Below are 16,316 nucleotides of genomic sequence, written 5' to 3' on the forward strand. Positions count from 1 at the left end.
CTCCGCCGCAGCAATCGGCGCGTCGATCAGTGTTACGATTGGCGCTGGCGGCGCCGGCGGAACGTCAGTTTCAGGAGCCTCCGCGGTTGTTGGAAATAATGGCGCGGCGGGCGGCAACACATCGTTTGGCTCGCTGCTGACCGCCTTTGGCGGCGGCGCAGGTGCTGGAGGCCAGCTTGCAGCGGCCTCGGGCGGCGGCGGCGGCGGGACTCCGTGGCTTCAAGGGGGGAATGCGTCCGGCTCTACGGGGGGGACATCGCTATCAATAGGAAGCGCCGGCTCGTCCGGCGCGGCGGTGGCGACTGTCGGCCTCGCAGGAGGTGGGAGTGGAGGCGCTGGATCTTCTGCGGCTGGCGCCGCTTTTACTGGAGGATCATCGCTGTTTGGGGCGGCAGGTGGGGGATCTGGAGCGGGGATCACTGCTGGTAACGCGGTGTCTAACGGGGCGACAGGTGGAGCGTCGATCGCAACCGGGACGCAAGGGACTGCTGGCGCGGGGGCGGGAGGAGTTGGCACATCTCCGGCGCTGTCCGGCAGACAATTCAATTTGTTTACTGGCGCTGGAGGTGGTGGCGGCGCGTCCGCCTTGGTGACGGCGTTTGCCGGCGGCGCAGGCGGAACTCCTGGTGGCGGCGGCGGTGGTGGCGGCTGCGCGCAGGTCAATGGCGCGTCTGGCGCAGGCGGGGCGGGTGGCGCGGGCTACGTTATTATCGTGGAGCATTTCTAATGCCCCAATCCTGTGCGCTCCTCGACCAAACTGGCGTCTGATAGCACACTATCGAATGGGACGGCGTCAGCGCCACGCTGACCAATGGCGCATGGGTTGCGCCCGCAGTTACACCCATCGTCCCACAATCGGTCAGCCGAGCGCAATTCTTCGCGGTGGCGGCCAATGCCGGGATTATCACCATCGCCCAGGGCGAAGCGCTTTTCGCTAATGGAACGATCCCGGCGAACCTCGCGACTGCGATCGCGACGTTCCCCCTGGCGGAGCAAGATGCCGCTGAAATCGCGATTCTTGGCGAGCCAACCTATTGTCGCACCGACCCGTTCGTTGCGGCGCTTGGCGCGGTCCCGCAAAGCCTTCCCTGAAAGGAATATCGATGACCTTCCTCACCGATCCGCGCGGGTTCACCGCGACGGAATTCGTGGCCTATGCCCGCGATCTGAAATGGGCGCACGGCTGGCGTCCGCAATTCGTCACCCTGCACAACAGCGCCGAACCGAACTTGGCGCAGTGGACGCACTTTGGCTTAGGCAAGGACCAGGGCGCCAAGCGCGTCCGCAACCTGAATGCTTATTACAAGGGTCTCGGGTGGCACAGCGGCCCGCACCTCTTCGTCGCGCCGGATTTCATCTGGCTCGCCTGCGATCTCGAACATGATGGCGTCCATGCGTCCTGCTACAACAAGACTTCGATCGGCGTCGAAATGGTTGGCGATTATTCGGTGGAATCTTTCGACAGCGGCGGCGGCGCAAACGTCCGCGACAATGCCGTGGCGGCGGTCGCGGCGATCTATCGCGCGCTCGGGACAGACCCGGTCACGCTGCGCTTCCACAAGGAATGCGCGCGCGATCATCACGACTGCCCAGGCAAGCATGTGGACAAGGCGGATTTCGTCGCGCGCGTGAAAAAGGCGGTGACGTGAGCCTCACCGCCGCGCTGAGCGAATGTGCGGCCAAACTCTCCCTATTTCTGGAGCGGAACATGGACATGAAAGCCTATTACGCCTCGGCGGCCATGATCCTGAAATTCTGGATCGCCGTCGGCCTCACCCTCGAACAAGCCTGCGGGATGCTGGCCCAGGCGGACGCGGAAAGCTCGCTCGATCCCAAGGCGGTCGGCGATCACGGACAGGCTTTCGGGCTGAACCAATGGCACGAGAGCCGCGTCGACGCCATCCGCAACGGTTGCGGCGTCGACTTGCGCGCGTTGCCCCCGCTCGAAGATCAGTTGAAGGCGGCGCATTGGGAACTGACGCACACCGAAAAGCGCGCCTGGACGGCGATCAAGCAGGCGAAAACCGCCTATGACGCCGGCTATGCCGCCTGCCGGTTCTGGGAGCGTCCCGGCGCGCCCGGCCAATACGCTAAGCGTGGCCAGAAGGCCGAAAGCTGGAAAACCCACTTTTTGAAAAACCCGGTCGCCTGACCGATCAAACCGCGCGTCGGGCGCCGGCGGGCGACGCGCGGTCTTTCACCGCGCCGGCAACCCTTTGAAGGTCTGAAAATGAAACAAGTTCTGTCCATCAGGGCGGCGCTGGCGCTTGCCTTCGTTGTCATCTGCGTCATCCTCGGGTTTACGCCGGCCAATGCCGCGGACGCCGCCGCCGCTTCGACCGATGTCGTCGTCCCCTGGGGCGCGTGGCTCTCGTCCGCGCTCGCCAGCATCGTTTCGATCGCCATTACGTTTCTGTCTTACGCGGTCGCCAAATGGGCGCCAGCCTATGTCAAGGTCTTCGTGACCGACGACCTTATCAGCAAGGCGGTCAATTACGGCTTCGGCGCGGTCGAAGGCGCGGTCGCCGGCAAGTCGCTCGACATCAAGACCGCGAACGCCGTGATCGCCTCGGCCGCGAATTACGCCGTCCAGTCCGAACCTCTGATCGCCAAATGGCTCGGCGCGAACCTGATGCCGACCATCCTGGCCAAACTCTCGGCGCTCGGCGTCCTGCCGGCGGACGCCTCCGCCGCGAATACCGGCGCCGGCGTGACCGGAGCGGCGAAATGAGCGAAGACACACAAGACATCCTCGCGGGCTTTGGCGTCGTCGCCGTGGTCATCGTGTTTATCGCGGCCGCTCTTGGTTTCTACCTCGCGCATTTGGGAATCACAGGGCCGCAGGCGTGGGGGCCGTGACCGCCGCGCGCCTCCAGACTATTGAGCAACTGCTCAAAAAGGTCGATGCGCTCAATATTAAAAAGCTGATCGCGGACGTTGAATCCGCGATCAAGCATCCGACGATTCCCGGCGCCATCGAGGCGCTGGAGGAGGGCGCGGCGGACGGGTCGGTCATCGCTGGACTTATTCCTGGCGGGGCTGCAATCGCGGTCGATCTCGGCCTCGCCGCAACTGTGCTCAGCCTGCTGGACGAGGCGGTGAACGCCGCTCCGCTCGCTCCGGATTTCGGCGCGCGCCTCGCCAAGGTCCATATCCATGCGCCGGCGCTGTTCACCGTCAACCACGGTCCGATCAAGTCGATTTTCGGCGACGACGACGGCCCGGAACGCGTCTTCGGCTTCACGCCGGACCCCTGAAACCCACCACGATGGAAGAACACCATGATCCGCATCTCTCTTGCGGGCGCGCTGGCTTGCGCCCTGTTCGCTTCGACGGCTTCGGCCATGTCGTACAAACTTCCCACCGCTGACCAAATCCAGCAGGACGCCAAGACCGCCGCCGCCGTCGCACAAATCTTCGCCTGCGACATCAGCGCCGCCGCCAATATCGCGCTTGTCGCGGAGGAAGCGGCGAACTCTGGCGGTCAGGTTGTCCGCACCGGAACCACGACCAAGATTGTCGGCGTCTCGACTGCGCTTTGCGGCGCCATTGGCGGCGCGTCCTCGACCATCGCCGTTTCCGCCGTTCCGGCCTCCAGGTAATGGTCGCCAGGGCCGCGCGGCCTCGGTCTCTATTGCGGGAGACCGGGTCCGGTGACGCGCCGGGTTGACTGGGACGCCGCCGCTTGAGGCGCGATCCATCCGTGAAAGCAAAGCAGGACGACGCATGTGATTATGGCCGAGATTCCCAGTTGGCTGGTGACATTGGGCGCCAGCGTCCTGACGGCGGTGGGCGGTTTCATTCTCGCTCTGGTCAATCGCGGGCCGGCGATGCAGACCGCGCTGGACGCCCGTCTGCAAACCTTGATCGACGGCTATGAGCGGCGGGTCGATGACCTGATGCTGGAAGTTCATTGTCTGCGAGAGGAGGTCGTCAATCTTCGTCGCGCGCTCGCCGAAGCGCATTACAAGAGTGGTTTCGGCGCCTGACTCTCGCCCCTCCGGGGTATTGAAAATCCGCCCCGTCCGGCTTGCGCCGGTGTAGCGCGGCAAATCAGATGGCCAAATGCGTCAGATCATTTGGCCAGACCCTCGTTTTTGCAAAAGGCCCCTTGAGCTAATTGCTCACAATGATCTCCCGCGCCGGTTGCTGTCTGCCGCTCCCCGGAGCCGAATAGGTCAGGGAAACTGCTTCGACCTTGAACCGTCTGTAGACTCGGCGTGTTTCTGGCAGGTCGTTTATCGTCAGGATGAAACGGCCTTCAATGCGGCTTAAAGCCTCCGCCATGTGCTCGTGCTGCGCTGGATCGAATAGGTCCTTCCCGTAATAGTCTTCCGTGCCGAAATAGGGCGGGTCGAGGAAGAACAGCGTGCGCGGACGGTCCCAGCGGGACAGAAATGCCGCCCAGTCCAGGCATTCGATCGTCACGCCGGCGAGCCGCGCATGGATGGCTTCGAGCGCCACCCCCAGCTTGATCACGTCGAACCGCGCCGGGCCGCCCATCTGGACGCCGAAGGTGCGGCCGGCGACCTTGCCGCCGAATGAGAGCTTTTGCAGGTAGAGAAACCGCGCCGCGCGCTCCAGATCGGTAAGGCTGTCGGGGGTTTGCGCCCGCAGCCGCTCGAACTCCGCCCGGCTGGTGAGCTGCCATTTCAGCATGTCCATGAACGCCTGGTAATGACGCTGGAGGACACGAAAAAAGATTGCGACATCCCGGCTCATGTCATTGATCACTTCGCAGCGCGGCGCGGTTTCGCGGCGGAAAAACACTCCGCCCATACCGACAAACCCCTCGGCGTAGACCTCATGAGGAGTCGCGGCGATCTTTTCCGCCAGCCGGCTCGCAAGCTGCCTTTTGCCTCCGATATAGCCAGCCGCCGGCTTGGCGCGCGGGGCGGCTCTGAATTCCTGATGATCTTCCATTGCACAAACATTCGTGATCGCGCACCATCGCACGGCCGCCGTAGGCCAGTGAGAGGGGCAGCGTGATGTGCTGATGCGTTGCGCGGGTTTGGTCGCCAAACTCACCCCGCGTCCGGGTTTAGGCCCGGCCCTTCTCGCAGCGGTCAACCGCTCGAGTCCTCTTTCGCCGGCGGGTTGGCCGCCTTCACCTCGCAGTCGAAGCTGATCTCGATCCCCGCGTGGAAGGCCGTGCTCTTGTGCTTGATCGTCCAGTCCCGATCGTCGTCATCACCGAAGCCGCTCGTGGTGATGATTCCGCCCGCCGCCGGCGCGATGATCCCGGCCCGCAGCGCGCCCCGGAAATGCGCCTCGTTGCGCTTGAAGTGCCCGGAATGCGCCGAAGCCGCATTCTTGGCCTCGGTTTCCGTCCCGAAAATGTGCGGAAACACATAGTCCGGCCCGTTGCTTTCATCCCCCGCCGAGAATGTCTTGCGCTTGCCCGACGCCCGATCGACCATGCTGGCCTTGCATTTGCCGCGCTTGGGCCGTTCCTTCGCGCCGAGCGACCAGCCATCGTGCAAATCGTTGGGCGTCACCACCAGCGCCGGAATGTCCGCGCCCGAGGCGCTCTGGCCTTGGCCCTTGGGCACGATCACCAGCCGGCCCTCGGCCACCTTGGCGATCGCGCCGACGCTCCGCGCCAGCCTGGTGGCGAAATGCATGTCGGATTCGCCGTGCTGGGCGACCACCTTCTCGATCTTGATCTGTGCGATCGAGGCGTGGACGGCGGCGGCCAACCCGTTGTCGCCGGCGAGTTGTTGGAACACGTCGCCATAGGTTTTCGGCGCCTTCCAGTTGCGGTTCTTCTGGGTTTTTAGCGTCTTGTCGAGCTGTGCGGCCTGCGCCGTAATGTCGAACACCGCCGCCTCGCCGTGCTTGGTGACCTCCTGGACCTTGAAACTGCCCTGTTTGGCGATGCCGGTTTCCCGCCAGCCGAGCACGACCTCCAGCACGGCGCCCGTCGCCGGCTTGCTCAGCCGGCCGTCGTAGTTGGACACCTTCAGCCGCAGCGTGTCGGTTTTCTCGCCATCGGTCTCATCGATCCGGGCCGCCAGCACGCGGCCGGCGAGGCGCCCGCTGATGTCCTGGCCGTTCAGCCAGATTTGCACAATTGGGTTCATGTCAGTCCCACAGGCTGAATGTAGCGAGGGTTTTGGCCGGGGCCGGCGCGATATAGGGCAGGATGATCGTGGTGGCCTGCGGCAGCACCGGGCCGAGATCGGCGAGGCCGGGATTGGCGGCGAGCACGGTTTCGGCGGCTTGCGCGACCGAGGCGCCGTAAAATCCGGCGCAGATCGCGTCGAGCATCTCGTTTTGCCCGGTGACATAGGTGGTTGAGCCGCTCATACCTCATTCCTCACGCTGGCCAAAATGCGAAAATGCCGCCGCCGAAATCGTCGGCCGCGCTGAATTTAAGGGTGTATTCGACCTTTTGCGGTCGGCCGTCTGGCAGATGACTGGAGGCGCGATATTCGACCTCCTCCAGCCGGAACAGCCCGAAGGCGTCGCCGCCGCCGGAAAACAGCATGTCCACCGCGCCGGCGCCGGCCGCTTGCTGCATGGCCACGATCTGGCCAAACGGGTCTCCGTCCATGGCGGCGGGGTAGATCGTGCCCTTGACGGTCAAATCCTCCTCGGCGGGGCCGAGATATTGCCCCGGCGGCCGGCGGCCGAACACGGGCGGTTTTGACCAGCGCCCCGCCCATTTGTGGGTCAACTCCTCGAACGAGGCGGCGCCGGCGTTGAAGGAATAATCGCCCCAAATCAGCAGAGACATCAGCGGTGCTCCGGTCCGTCATGGAGCGCGCCGCTCGACGGGCTGAATGAATGGCCGCCGCCGCCGGGTCCGAGGCCGCCGAGCACCTGTTTGAGCTTCATCGCCTTTTCGATCGCCACGTCGAACGAGGCCGTATCGATCTTCGGCGAGAATGTCCCGTTGATCTGCTGCAGCACGGAATGGGCCTCGTTGCCCTTGGTCACCGCCAGATCGAGCTGGCTTGCGTCCACGTTGGGCGTCACCTGCTCGCCATTGAGCATTTGCAACGTTTGGATGGCGCTTTGCCCCCGCTGTTGCACTTCCTGGAGCGCCTGCGTGGCGCTCGCAAGATTTTCGGGTGTTGGAAGAGGCAGGCCTACCGTGCCGGGCTTGCCGCCTGGACCAAACCACGGCTTGTCTGTCGGCGATGGGAAGGGGATAGCATTTTCCCCCTTGTTGCCAGGGACTGAGCCAAGCATCTCGCGGTTGGCGGCCCCCGCCGCCGCAATTATGGGAATTCCTGCGAGCGCAGCCAGCGTCGTCCAAAGGGGGAGACCACCAAGTGCGCCCAAAGGTGCAGCGCCCTTCGGCAGCGGGCCTTTTGTTGGCAGGCCAGAGCTAAGCGCCAGCTTGCCCGCAGCCGCGTCCAGCGCAGCCGCAGCTCCGGTGAGTTGCGTCGCCGCTACGGATAGGCCGAAGCCCTTGTAGAGTTGGTAAGCCAGATAGCCGGAGCCAGCGAGCGCGCCAGCGCCCAGGCCGGCGCCGATCCCCGCCGCAGCAATGGGATGCTTTGACGCCGCCTCGGCCAGGGCGTTAATGCCGGACGTGATCTTGTTGAGCCCTGCGGCGATGGCGGGCATGGCGCCCCGCGAGGTGGCGGCGCTGAGGTCATTCAGCGATTTGGTCAGCGCGGTGAACGAGGATGCCGCCTCCTGCGCCTGATTGGCGGCCGCCTGTTCCGCATCCGCCGCCGCCTCCAAATTCCTCTGGTGCTGCTTGATCGCCTCCTCCTGCTGGAGAAGCTTGGAGACGAGGTTGGCGGCTGTCCCTGGCAGAGCCTTGTTGGCGAAGGCTATCTGATCCTCAAGCGATTTGATGCCATTGGCCTGCATCGCCGGCTTGAAAACCTCCCAGACCCATCGGTCCGGGTTGGTGGCGAGCAGATCGTCGCCCTTGAGTTTACCGCCGTAGCCAGTGACCTTGCCGGCCTTGTTTCGGTGGATTTTGCCATCGTCGGCGAACAGACCTATGTCGCTCAGGAGTTGCGATGCCGTTCCCCGATGCTCCAAGCCGCCGCGCAGCGTCTTCACCATCATCGACAGCGCGTCGCCGGCCGAGGAGCCGCGCAGCTCTTGGATCAGGCTCGGCATGGTGGCGTTGATGAAATGGTCGGACAGCGTGCCGCCCGCCGACTTGGAATATTTCGCGGCCTCGTAAATCTGTTCCGGGGTGATCGTCTTGCCGAACACCTGCATGGCCTTCACCTGACCGTCCAGGTAGGCCTTGAACTGTTCGGGGCTATTCATGCGGCCAAGGGACTCGGCGGCTTTCACGATCAGCGCGAGTCCGCTGTTGTCGACACCCATGCCTTTCAGCACGGAGCCCGCGCGCGCGAGGTCGTTGATGATGTGGAACGTTTCTTCGGGATGTTTCACCGCCGAGCGCGCCTCGGTGAACAGCTCCTCGATCTCCGTCACGCCCATGTTGGGCGCGCCGCGCTTGGCCTCGATCGCGGCCTTCTGGATGCGCGCGATCTCGCTGGCGGGGATGCCTGCGTTGAGCGCCTTGACCTCGACATGCTGGCGCTCGGCGCCGGCCTTGATGGTCTCCTCGCCCATATGCCAGATCGAATGCGCCGAGACGGCCGAAGCGGCCCCGCCCAGCATCAAGGCGCCCGCGCCATGATGCCGCTGCTCGCGCTCGATGCGCGCCTGTTCGCGTCTTTCGCGCGCGGCGGCGGCTTCGCGGTCCCGCTCAGCCTTCACATAGGCCGCCGACCGCTGCCGCTGCAGGCCCGCCTGCGCCGCCGCCTGCTCCCTGGCCGACCGTTCGATCGCGGCGACCGTCCGCTGTTCGCTGGCGACCACGCGCTCGTTGGCGGCAACGATCTCATTTGCCGCAGCGGCGGCGCTTTCGGCCTTGGCCCGTTCCGCCGCCTCGACCGCGCGCGCGGCCTCCATCTCGGCCTTCTGCGTCGCCAGCATTTCCTCGCGGCGACGGACGAGGCCTTGCGACGCCCGGTCGAACGTCGCCTTGTCCCACAGATCCTTGGTGGTGCCGGTGGTGCGGATCGTGTGCAGCGCGTCCATCTCGCGCTTGAACTTTTCCGCCGCCGTCTCGGCGTTCTTCGCCGGCCCGGAGAACTGATCCACCAGCTTGAGGATCATCGAGACGGACATGTCAGTCATCTCAAGACCTCAAGTTTGGGCGAGACGGGCGCGGGCGCGCTCCCAGAGGCGCGCCAGCAGGGGCAGTTTCAGCCCGCGCAATTCGGCGAGCGTGTAGGGGTAGCAGAGACCGACATCGAGAATAAGATCGTCGAAACCGCCGGGGCCTAGCCCCACAAAAGCTTTCCCAGCGCGACATCCAGCGCCTTGGCATCGACCGAGGCCATTTTTTGCAACGCCTCGATCGGCAGGCCAGTGAAAGCCGTCAGGAGCCCGAATGTGTCGAGTTTCGCATCCTTGCGGGTGGAGCGCTCGTAATCGGCGCCCGTCGGGATGCGCAGGGCCACTTGCTTGTACGTGACGCCCTTCAGCTTGAACGGCCGCTTCAGCGCGACCGTCTCGCCGTCGAACGTCTCACCGGCATCGAAATCGACGATTTTAGGCTCGTCCGCAGCCGCGCCGCCCATGGTTTCCTCGCTCATGAAATCCTCGTTCAATCCCGTTTAAAGCGCCCAGGCTCAGAGAGCATTCGCGATCCAGGTATATTCGTCCGTGCCGCCGATGATGTATTTGTTGGCCTCGACGTCGATGTCGTAGATCGTTGTGCCGTCGATGATGAGCTTCAGCGCGTCGAGCGAGGATTTCACGGTGAGCTTGGCAAGCTTGCCCGCCTCCCAGCCGCCCGGATCGAGCGTCATGAACTGCCCGCGACAGGTCAGGCTGGCCGTGTGCGTCGCCCCGCCGTCGCCGTCGAGCGCGGCCGTGTTCGACAGCGTGATGCTCTTCTTCGAGAACAGCCCGGCCTGTTTGATCACCTGGGGATCGTAGGAATTGAAGGTGACCTCCCACTCGAATTCCTTGTAGCCCATGGCGATCTGGCGCGTGCCGAGCATGCCGCCGCCGCGGAACTTCTCCATGACCTTTTCGATTTTCGGCGTCGAGCATTTCTCGGTCGAGCCGAGCTTGCCCACGCCGTCAACATAGCTGTTGAACGCTTGCAGGACATAATCGAGCTGGTTGGACATAAGGGGCTCCTCAACCGCCGTTCAGGCTGGCGGCCACCGCCGTCACCAGCGCCGTGTAATAATCCTGGTTGCGGTGCGCGTAGTTCTGGATGTGCTCCATCGGCGCGACCGGCTCGGGGTCGAAATCCCACGCCCAGATGCCCTGGCTGGTTTGCTGCGGCGTGTTGCGCTCAGGATCGAGCCAGACCTTGCCGCCAACAATGGCGCCGAGCTTGGCCAGATAATCGAAATAGCCCTGCATGCTCGCGGCCATCTCGCGCAGCAGCTGCACGGAGGGCGGCTTGTCCACCGCCCAGGCCTGCACCGCCTGCACCGCCTCGTAGATCATGTCGGCGCAGGTGCGCACCGCCTCGAACACCCATTGGGGATCGTTGGAACAGGTGCCGTTGCCCCAGCGCCGCCAGCCGGGATAGCCGTTGTCGGGCGCCGACAGCGTAAGGATGATTTGCTCGGCGTTGAGCAGGTTGGCCTGGTCGTTCGGGCTGTCGGTGTAGTCGATCGGCGAGGATACGCCGCCCACGCCATTGTAGGCGAAGTTGGACGGCGAGAACCAGAATCCGTTTTCCAGATGCACGCGGGCGGTCAGGCCGGCGGCCGACGCCGAGGTCGGGCGCGCCACATAGGCGTTGGCCGTCTCGTCCCACACTTCTACGCTGGGATAGAACACGTTGATGCGGGCGCTGGTGAAATCGTTGCGATAGGCGATGGCGTCGCTGTCGGAGGTCGAGGGGCAATCGGCGTAGATGCGCCCGCGCAGGTCGGTTGCGATCGGCAGCAGGGCGGAGACGACGGGATTGACGCCCGGCGCGCCGCCAGCCACGGGACGGTCCGAGGTGAAGCCCGGCGCGATGAAAGTGCGTGGCTTCACGCCGGTCAGCGCGAGCGCGTTGCGGAAGGCGTTGACGCCGGTTTTTTGCGCAACCGATCCGACCAGGTCGGACAATTGCGAGCCGCGATCGGCCGTGCTGGCGACACGCACCACCACCACGGCGGCTCCGGCTTCCTCGTAAATCTGCGAGACGGAGTTAAGCAGCGTTCCGGACGTCCCCAGTTTCGCGGCGAGGCGCGGCGTGGCCGCGAGCAGGACCGGGGTGTTGAGCGGAAAAACGTCGGGGTCGGCGGCGTCGGCGGTGCCGATCAGGCCGATCGGCGCGGAAGCGGCGGTTTTTACCGGCCGAATGCCATCGTTCAGTTCGATGGTTTCGGTGCCGTGCAGGAATTGCGTGGTCATGAGCGCCCGCGTCTGGTTGAGAAATCTCAGGCCAGACGTTGCCCGCGCGACCCCGCGCCTTCCACGCTGGTGGGGCCAGCGGGAAACAAAAAGCCCGGTGCGGGTTCCGAGGAACGCGGCCGGGCTTTGAACGGAGCTTAAATCGAATTTATCCGGTGGGCAAATGGGCGCGCGCGACGTTACGCCATCACGTCGAGACCCGGATAGGTGGCTTCGAGGCGAAAATTCATGAGATTCTCGTTACTGAGCAAGCGCCGCATACGGAAATATCGTCACCTGAATCACCTCCTTTTGGGTCGAGTATCCGATGATGAGATTTGTGCCATCATAATCGACGCCGGGGTAGGATGGGCCGCCCAATTTGGCGGATCCCGCATAAACAGGATTCGGCTGCACGCCCGACCTGACCGCATAGACCGACTGCAGCGACCCGTCCGTGCGAAATATGCTGAGCGTCAGCGTGTCGCGATACGACGATTGATCCAGCGGGTTATGCACCAACCCTATTCGCCCATCCGGCAAGAGGATGCCTGCACCGTTCGACGGCTCGTTGGGAATGTCCGTGGGCGTCAGCGGCCCCCAGGTTTTGCCCGCATCGGTAGATTCCTGCCCCCAATACAGAGTCAGGCGGTTTGACGACCATGTGCCGAATTTTCGCCAAAGCCGTTGCAACCGCTGACCTGTGGAATCCGTCGCCAGAGTGACCGGCTCGATAAACAGGCCCGTCGCGGGAAAACCAGGAAACTGAGTCGTCCCGACCCATGACGACGGCTGCGTGGCGCCCGGCCAAGCGCCGCCGTTCGGGCCGAAAACATTCGCGGATCCGAACAGCAAGGGGGATACAGCAGGGTCATATGCGCCGACAGGATACCCAGACAGCGGGGTATAAGGCTCTGTCGAGATCAAGAACGGCGCCCCGACAGTTCCATCTGCCTTGCATTCGGTGGCGACGAGCGCCAGAGCTGTGACGGTGGAATCCTGGATCGACGATACGAGGTACAGCCGCCCTCCGTTTTTGACAAATTGCCTGGGCCATACCAGTCGACCACCGGCGCCGCCGACCATGGCATCGGCTTGGGCGGCGACGAGCGGTGCGCCAAAATTTGCGCCGCCGTTTGTGGACGACGACACCGCCGCGATTTGACCTCGACCGTCCTCGCCATTCAGACCGCTCGAGAATGCGACCCAGAGTCGCCCCGGCATGGACGCAACGCGCACATGATGATGGTATCTGTGCGACGCCAGCACCCCGTCCGTGGGTGTAGTGCCGTCCGGAGTGATGACTGTGGTTGTCACCGCCGACGGGATTGCGGTGTATGGTCCCCGCATGGCGACTGCGCCGGCTCCCCAACGTAGAAAATGCGACGTAGTGGTCGAAATCGTGCGCGAGGACGCAAATCCGGCGATGAGGCCCGAGACCTCGTAATCCGTCATGATGTTTGCCGACAAAATCAACGCGGCGATTTTGCCGTTGAAATACGACGCGCCCTGCATACCGATGTAGACCATCGTTGATGCGGTGGCAGAGGTTGCCCCCGTCGTCTGAAACGGCGTCTTGACGTCCATCGCCCAGTTGACCTGGTGCGTCAATTTCGCGTTGGTGAAATCGAATCGCGCGATCTCCACGTCCCACCCGGTATCAATCGGGAGGCCGGTCGTCTGAGCAAACGCATCCGTATCAAGCCGGCGCCCGCCGGCCTCGATCGCCCCGTTGTTCAGCCCCATGATCAGGCGGGTGGAACCGCTCCCCGACGACGCGTAGAATATCGGCTGCGCCGCACTGGTCAGTGTCGTGTCGTATGCGCGCAGAGCAGCAACAGTGACACCTGACGCGCCATTGGCAAATGCGGAGAGGGCCGACGTCGCATCGATGTAATTGGCGACGCCATCAAAGTCCCAGACGCCGCGACCGTCCGTGACCGTCCACAGAGGCATCTGAGCGACGGTCGAGATCGTGATATGACGACCCGCGCCGCTTTCGTCGTAAACCCGCGAGATCAGGCCGGGCGAACCCGCCAGCCATGCCCCTATGCGGGCGCTGTTTGGCCAGCCGTCGATGGCAGCGCGCGGCGCGTAAACGTCCAAAGTCGAGAGATCACTCTCGCGCGTGATTTGGTAAAGTGGCCCCGAATAGCTGCTGACGAGCCGACGCGCGCCATAAACGGCGTAGGGGGACGAGACTTGATCCAGAGGGGATTCGAGGGATGACGCCAGACTAACCGGCGCGCTCGGCGGAATTGCCGGAGGCCCTCCGGCGACGACGGCGGTCGCGCCAAAAACCAGCAGGAAGACGAGAGAGAGCAACCGCTTCATGGTCAATTCCCGGTGTACTGGACGGCGTCGGTCGTGACCGTACCCATGATGCAGATCGAGGACAGATTGGTGGCGCCGTAGGCGGCCGCCTGGCCGGGCGCGAGGCCAAACCCAGTGGACGCCGACAGCGTCGCGCACGGCCCGACCAGCACGGCCGCCGAGTTTGACGAGAGCGCCTGGATGACGACGCCATTGACCATCGCCTGCGACGGCAGCGCGGCCGGCGTCGCGGTCGCGATCTGGCGATTGGCGAAAATCGTCGCCGGATTGCCGGCCGACGCCACGCCGATCCGCGTCGAGGCGGCGTTGGCGCCCTGCAATGCGTACCAATTGCCGTTGGCGGTGAGCGCCGGAGAAATGGCGCCGAACGGCAGGAAAATTGCGCCGGTGGAACCGGTCGGCGTCGTCGCGGAATCCATCAGCCAAACGCCCTCGGTCGAGAGCGAATTGACGATGATCGTGCCGGTCCCGATCTGCGTCCAGCCCGTGATCGTCTTGACCGTCGTGTCAGCCCGCGCCGGAGGGGCGACTGCGAGCAGCAGCGCCAACACCGCGCCGATAAGCCGTACAAAAACCCTCATTTGAGTCCCCTTCAAGGCGTCGTCACGCCGGCGCTGATCGCGATGGCGAGCGGCGCGGCGCAGAGGTTGAGCGTCTCGCCGTCGCCCTCGGCGAGGATGTCGGCGACGGCTGTCGTCCCGGCATAGGGCGCCAGGAATTTGGTCTGCGCGGCGGTGAGCACATAGTGCAGGACGCCGCTGGCGTCGCCGGAGAGCGCGCCATTGGACGAGGACAGATCGGCGAGAATATTCGTCGATCCGACCGCATCGCGCACCTGCATCCGAAACACGATCCCGGTGAGATCGACGCCGGCCAGCACCGTGAGCGCGCCGCGAAAATCAGCGTTGGTCTCGATGGTGAGCGACGGCGACAGCGCCACGCCGGCGAGTTGGGCGATGTTGGTCATTGCCGCATCACGCGTTGACGCCGGCGATCGTGATCGCGGCCGGGGTGGAGATCGTGGCGCCGGCGGCGTTCAATTCCGCCGCGACAGCGCCGAGCGCGGTCTCGAACGCGGCCAAGGCGCTGGCGAGCGAGCCGCTCGCGCCCTGAGCCGCCGTCGCCGCGTTGGCGCTGGCCGTCAGCGCGGTTTGCGCCGCCAGCAGATCGAGCGAGGCTTTCTGCACGCCCAGAACCCGCGCCGCGAAGACGCTGGCCGAGGACGCCCCGAAAGCCGCCGCCAGATTGGCGAAGGCGGTTTTCAGCGGATCGGCCGTTGGCGCGTCGCCGGCGTTGCTGTTGAGGATCGACGCGGCATTGGCATAGGCCGTGGTGTGATTGGCGTCCGGCGTGATCTGGGTGACGATCGCGGCGCAGGCGGCGCCAGCGGCGGCGATGACGGCCGCGCGCATTTGCGGTAGCGTCGGAGCCGCCAGTCCCGTCGCCGGCAATCCCGCCGCAATCAGCACGGCGTCGAGCGCGGCGAAAGTGGCCGCGCCGGTCTCGTCGACCGGCCACGCCGGCGCCACGCCGCCGCGCGCGGCGACGAAGGCGAGGTAATTGGCGTCCGTGGCGGCCACGAGGGCGCCCTTGGCCGAGGAATAGATGACGGGCGACGTCTCGCCGACCGGTTGGCCAGACCAGAACCAGGCGGGTGGTGTGTATCTCATTTAAGGAGTCCGTTCGTGTTGGTGCCTGCGATGGTTCCGGGTATCCAGTACTCGCCCTGGCCTTGCGTGTTGAGTTCGGCGAATTCGATCGCGAACCGCTTCCCGGTCGGCGTCCCGTTGAAGGTGACATAGCCCGACGCGAAGCTCAGGGTTCCGGCGGCGCCACAGCACATGTTGGCGATCGCATAGGATGAGCCGCTGTAGGACAGCGCCAGCGGCGCGCCGACGCCGCCGAAAATGATCGAGGCGCCCTGCGCTGCGTCGGCGAACCAGCCGCTGGCGCCGGATGCCTGGACATTGCCTTTGAGATACAGGGCCGCGGCGCCGTTGACGTCGATCTGGCCGTTGGCGGCGGTCGGACCGAAATTGCAGTTGGAGATGTGGACGACGGCGGACTGGTCGGCGATCAGGCCGCTGCCCGCGCTCGACTGGATGGTGCAGCCGGACAGCGACAGGTTGGTGTTGACGGCGCTGACCGAAAAGCCGGTCGGCGACTGGGTGTTGAATATGGTCTGACCCGCGCCCGCGCAATTGACGATCCAATTTGAAATGCCCGACGCGCCTAGCGTCAGATTGTCGTATGTGCCCGCCGCGATGTTCAGCGTCAGGCCCGGCGAAGAGAATTGTGAGAGATAGCTGGCCGCGTGGTCCGTCGTCTTCCACGGCGCGGTCGCGGCGGTCCCCGGGTTGGAATCCGAACCGATCGCAGGGTTGATGAAGAATGCGTTCGCTGGCGCCGTGTTGGTCTGGCTGATGGCCTGCTTGACCGCGTTGGTTCCGGGCGCCTGGAGGAAAGCGAGGAATTTGGCAGGCGAGATGTACAGATTGTCGGCGGTCCCCGCGATAATGTCGGCGACCAGCGCCTCGGCGGGAATGGTCGATTGAAATTGCGCGATCAGCGCCTGGAGCGTGGTGTTTTCCGCGACCAGGGCGGCGGCGGCGGCGTTGATATTGTCGGCGAGAGCCATGGTT

Annotated in this window: 22 protein-coding genes; 8 read left to right on the plus strand and 14 right to left on the minus strand. The window is 64.6% G+C overall.

All coding sequences use genetic code 11. The features are described 5' to 3' along the window. Positions 1-882 precede the first annotated feature (882 nt). From CCR94_RS16195 to CCR94_RS16225, 8 genes are all read left to right on the plus strand, one after another. Entirely contained in the window at positions 883-1,092 is a 210-nt protein-coding gene (locus tag CCR94_RS16195; RefSeq protein WP_104508883.1) for a hypothetical protein, read from the plus strand. A gap of 11 nt (positions 1,093-1,103) precedes the next feature. Next, positions 1,104-1,649 carry a peptidoglycan recognition protein family protein gene (locus CCR94_RS16200; RefSeq protein ID WP_104508884.1) on the plus strand — a complete coding sequence of 182 codons (546 nt, stop codon included), beginning with the start codon at positions 1,104-1,106 and terminating at the stop codon, positions 1,647-1,649. Positions 1,650-1,708: 59 nt separating this feature from the next. Continuing rightward, entirely contained in the window at positions 1,709-2,152 is a 444-nt protein-coding gene (locus tag CCR94_RS16205; RefSeq protein ID WP_158254797.1) for a phage tail tip lysozyme, read from the plus strand. A 78-nt stretch (positions 2,153-2,230) separates the two neighbouring features. After that, complete coding sequence (locus CCR94_RS16210) at positions 2,231-2,731, plus strand: hypothetical protein (RefSeq protein ID WP_104508886.1); 501 nt, start codon at positions 2,231-2,233, stop codon at positions 2,729-2,731. Then, the gene (locus CCR94_RS26365; RefSeq protein ID WP_275112821.1) at positions 2,728-2,859 is read left to right on the plus strand and encodes a hypothetical protein; all 132 of its coding nucleotides are present in this window, start codon (positions 2,728-2,730) and stop codon (positions 2,857-2,859) included. The genes CCR94_RS16210 and CCR94_RS26365 overlap by 4 nt, the downstream gene beginning before the upstream one ends. Next, positions 2,856-3,257, plus strand: a complete 402-nt coding sequence (locus tag CCR94_RS16215; protein ID WP_146090050.1) for a hypothetical protein — start codon at positions 2,856-2,858, stop codon at positions 3,255-3,257. The genes CCR94_RS26365 and CCR94_RS16215 overlap by 4 nt, the downstream gene beginning before the upstream one ends. A gap of 24 nt (positions 3,258-3,281) precedes the next feature. Continuing rightward, positions 3,282-3,602, plus strand: coding sequence for a hypothetical protein (locus CCR94_RS16220; RefSeq protein ID WP_104508888.1), 321 nt, complete (start codon positions 3,282-3,284; stop codon positions 3,600-3,602). Positions 3,603-3,728: 126 nt separating this feature from the next. After that, positions 3,729-3,989, plus strand: coding sequence for a hypothetical protein (locus tag CCR94_RS16225; RefSeq protein WP_146090051.1), 261 nt, complete (start codon positions 3,729-3,731; stop codon positions 3,987-3,989). Positions 3,990-4,116: 127 nt separating this feature from the next. Here the strand turns inward: CCR94_RS16225 and CCR94_RS16230 are convergent, their stop codons facing one another. From CCR94_RS16230 to CCR94_RS16290, 14 genes are all read right to left on the minus strand, one after another. Next, complete coding sequence (locus CCR94_RS16230; protein ID WP_104508890.1) at positions 4,117-4,923, minus strand: DNA adenine methylase; 807 nt, start codon at positions 4,921-4,923, stop codon at positions 4,117-4,119. Positions 4,924-5,066: 143 nt separating this feature from the next. Beyond that, entirely contained in the window at positions 5,067-6,083 is a 1,017-nt protein-coding gene (locus CCR94_RS16235) for a phage late control D family protein (protein ID WP_104508891.1), read from the minus strand. A gap of 1 nt (position 6,084) precedes the next feature. Continuing rightward, a complete protein-coding gene (locus CCR94_RS16240) occupies positions 6,085-6,309 on the minus strand; it encodes a tail protein X (RefSeq protein ID WP_104508892.1) in 225 nt (74 codons plus the stop codon). Positions 6,310-6,319: 10 nt separating this feature from the next. Continuing rightward, positions 6,320-6,739, minus strand: a complete 420-nt coding sequence (locus CCR94_RS16245; protein ID WP_104508893.1) for a phage tail protein — start codon at positions 6,737-6,739, stop codon at positions 6,320-6,322. Beyond that, the gene (locus tag CCR94_RS16250) at positions 6,739-9,126 is read right to left on the minus strand and encodes a hypothetical protein (RefSeq protein ID WP_146090052.1); all 2,388 of its coding nucleotides are present in this window, start codon (positions 9,124-9,126) and stop codon (positions 6,739-6,741) included. Before CCR94_RS16250 ends, CCR94_RS16245 begins: the two co-directional genes overlap by 1 nt. A gap of 9 nt (positions 9,127-9,135) precedes the next feature. Next, complete coding sequence (locus tag CCR94_RS25140) at positions 9,136-9,282, minus strand: hypothetical protein (protein WP_158254798.1); 147 nt, start codon at positions 9,280-9,282, stop codon at positions 9,136-9,138. Beyond that, positions 9,273-9,587, minus strand: a complete 315-nt coding sequence (locus CCR94_RS16255; protein ID WP_146090053.1) for a phage tail assembly protein — start codon at positions 9,585-9,587, stop codon at positions 9,273-9,275. The genes CCR94_RS25140 and CCR94_RS16255 overlap by 10 nt, the downstream gene beginning before the upstream one ends. A 36-nt stretch (positions 9,588-9,623) precedes the next feature. After that, positions 9,624-10,130 carry a phage major tail tube protein gene (locus CCR94_RS16260; RefSeq protein ID WP_104508896.1) on the minus strand — a complete coding sequence of 169 codons (507 nt, stop codon included), beginning with the start codon at positions 10,128-10,130 and terminating at the stop codon, positions 9,624-9,626. A 10-nt stretch (positions 10,131-10,140) separates the two neighbouring features. Beyond that, the gene (locus CCR94_RS16265; RefSeq protein WP_104508897.1) at positions 10,141-11,361 is read right to left on the minus strand and encodes a phage tail sheath subtilisin-like domain-containing protein; all 1,221 of its coding nucleotides are present in this window, start codon (positions 11,359-11,361) and stop codon (positions 10,141-10,143) included. A 240-nt stretch (positions 11,362-11,601) separates the two neighbouring features. Beyond that, entirely contained in the window at positions 11,602-13,674 is a 2,073-nt protein-coding gene (locus CCR94_RS16270) for an exo-alpha-sialidase (RefSeq protein WP_104508898.1), read from the minus strand. A gap of 2 nt (positions 13,675-13,676) precedes the next feature. After that, positions 13,677-14,255: a hypothetical protein gene (locus CCR94_RS16275; RefSeq protein WP_104508899.1), complete on the minus strand. Its 579-nt coding sequence runs from the start codon at positions 14,253-14,255 to the stop codon at positions 13,677-13,679. Between the two features lie 11 nt (positions 14,256-14,266). Next, positions 14,267-14,641 carry a hypothetical protein gene (locus CCR94_RS16280; protein WP_104508900.1) on the minus strand — a complete coding sequence of 125 codons (375 nt, stop codon included), beginning with the start codon at positions 14,639-14,641 and terminating at the stop codon, positions 14,267-14,269. Between the two features lie 7 nt (positions 14,642-14,648). After that, complete coding sequence (locus CCR94_RS16285) at positions 14,649-15,344, minus strand: hypothetical protein (protein ID WP_104508901.1); 696 nt, start codon at positions 15,342-15,344, stop codon at positions 14,649-14,651. After that, a complete protein-coding gene (locus CCR94_RS16290) occupies positions 15,341-16,312 on the minus strand; it encodes a hypothetical protein (RefSeq protein WP_104508902.1) in 972 nt (323 codons plus the stop codon). The genes CCR94_RS16285 and CCR94_RS16290 overlap by 4 nt, the downstream gene beginning before the upstream one ends. Positions 16,313-16,316: the final 4 nt, after the last annotated feature.

This window comes from Rhodoblastus sphagnicola, assembly GCF_002937075.1.
GTDB classification, from domain to species: Bacteria; Pseudomonadota; Alphaproteobacteria; order Rhizobiales; family Beijerinckiaceae; genus Rhodoblastus; species Rhodoblastus sphagnicola.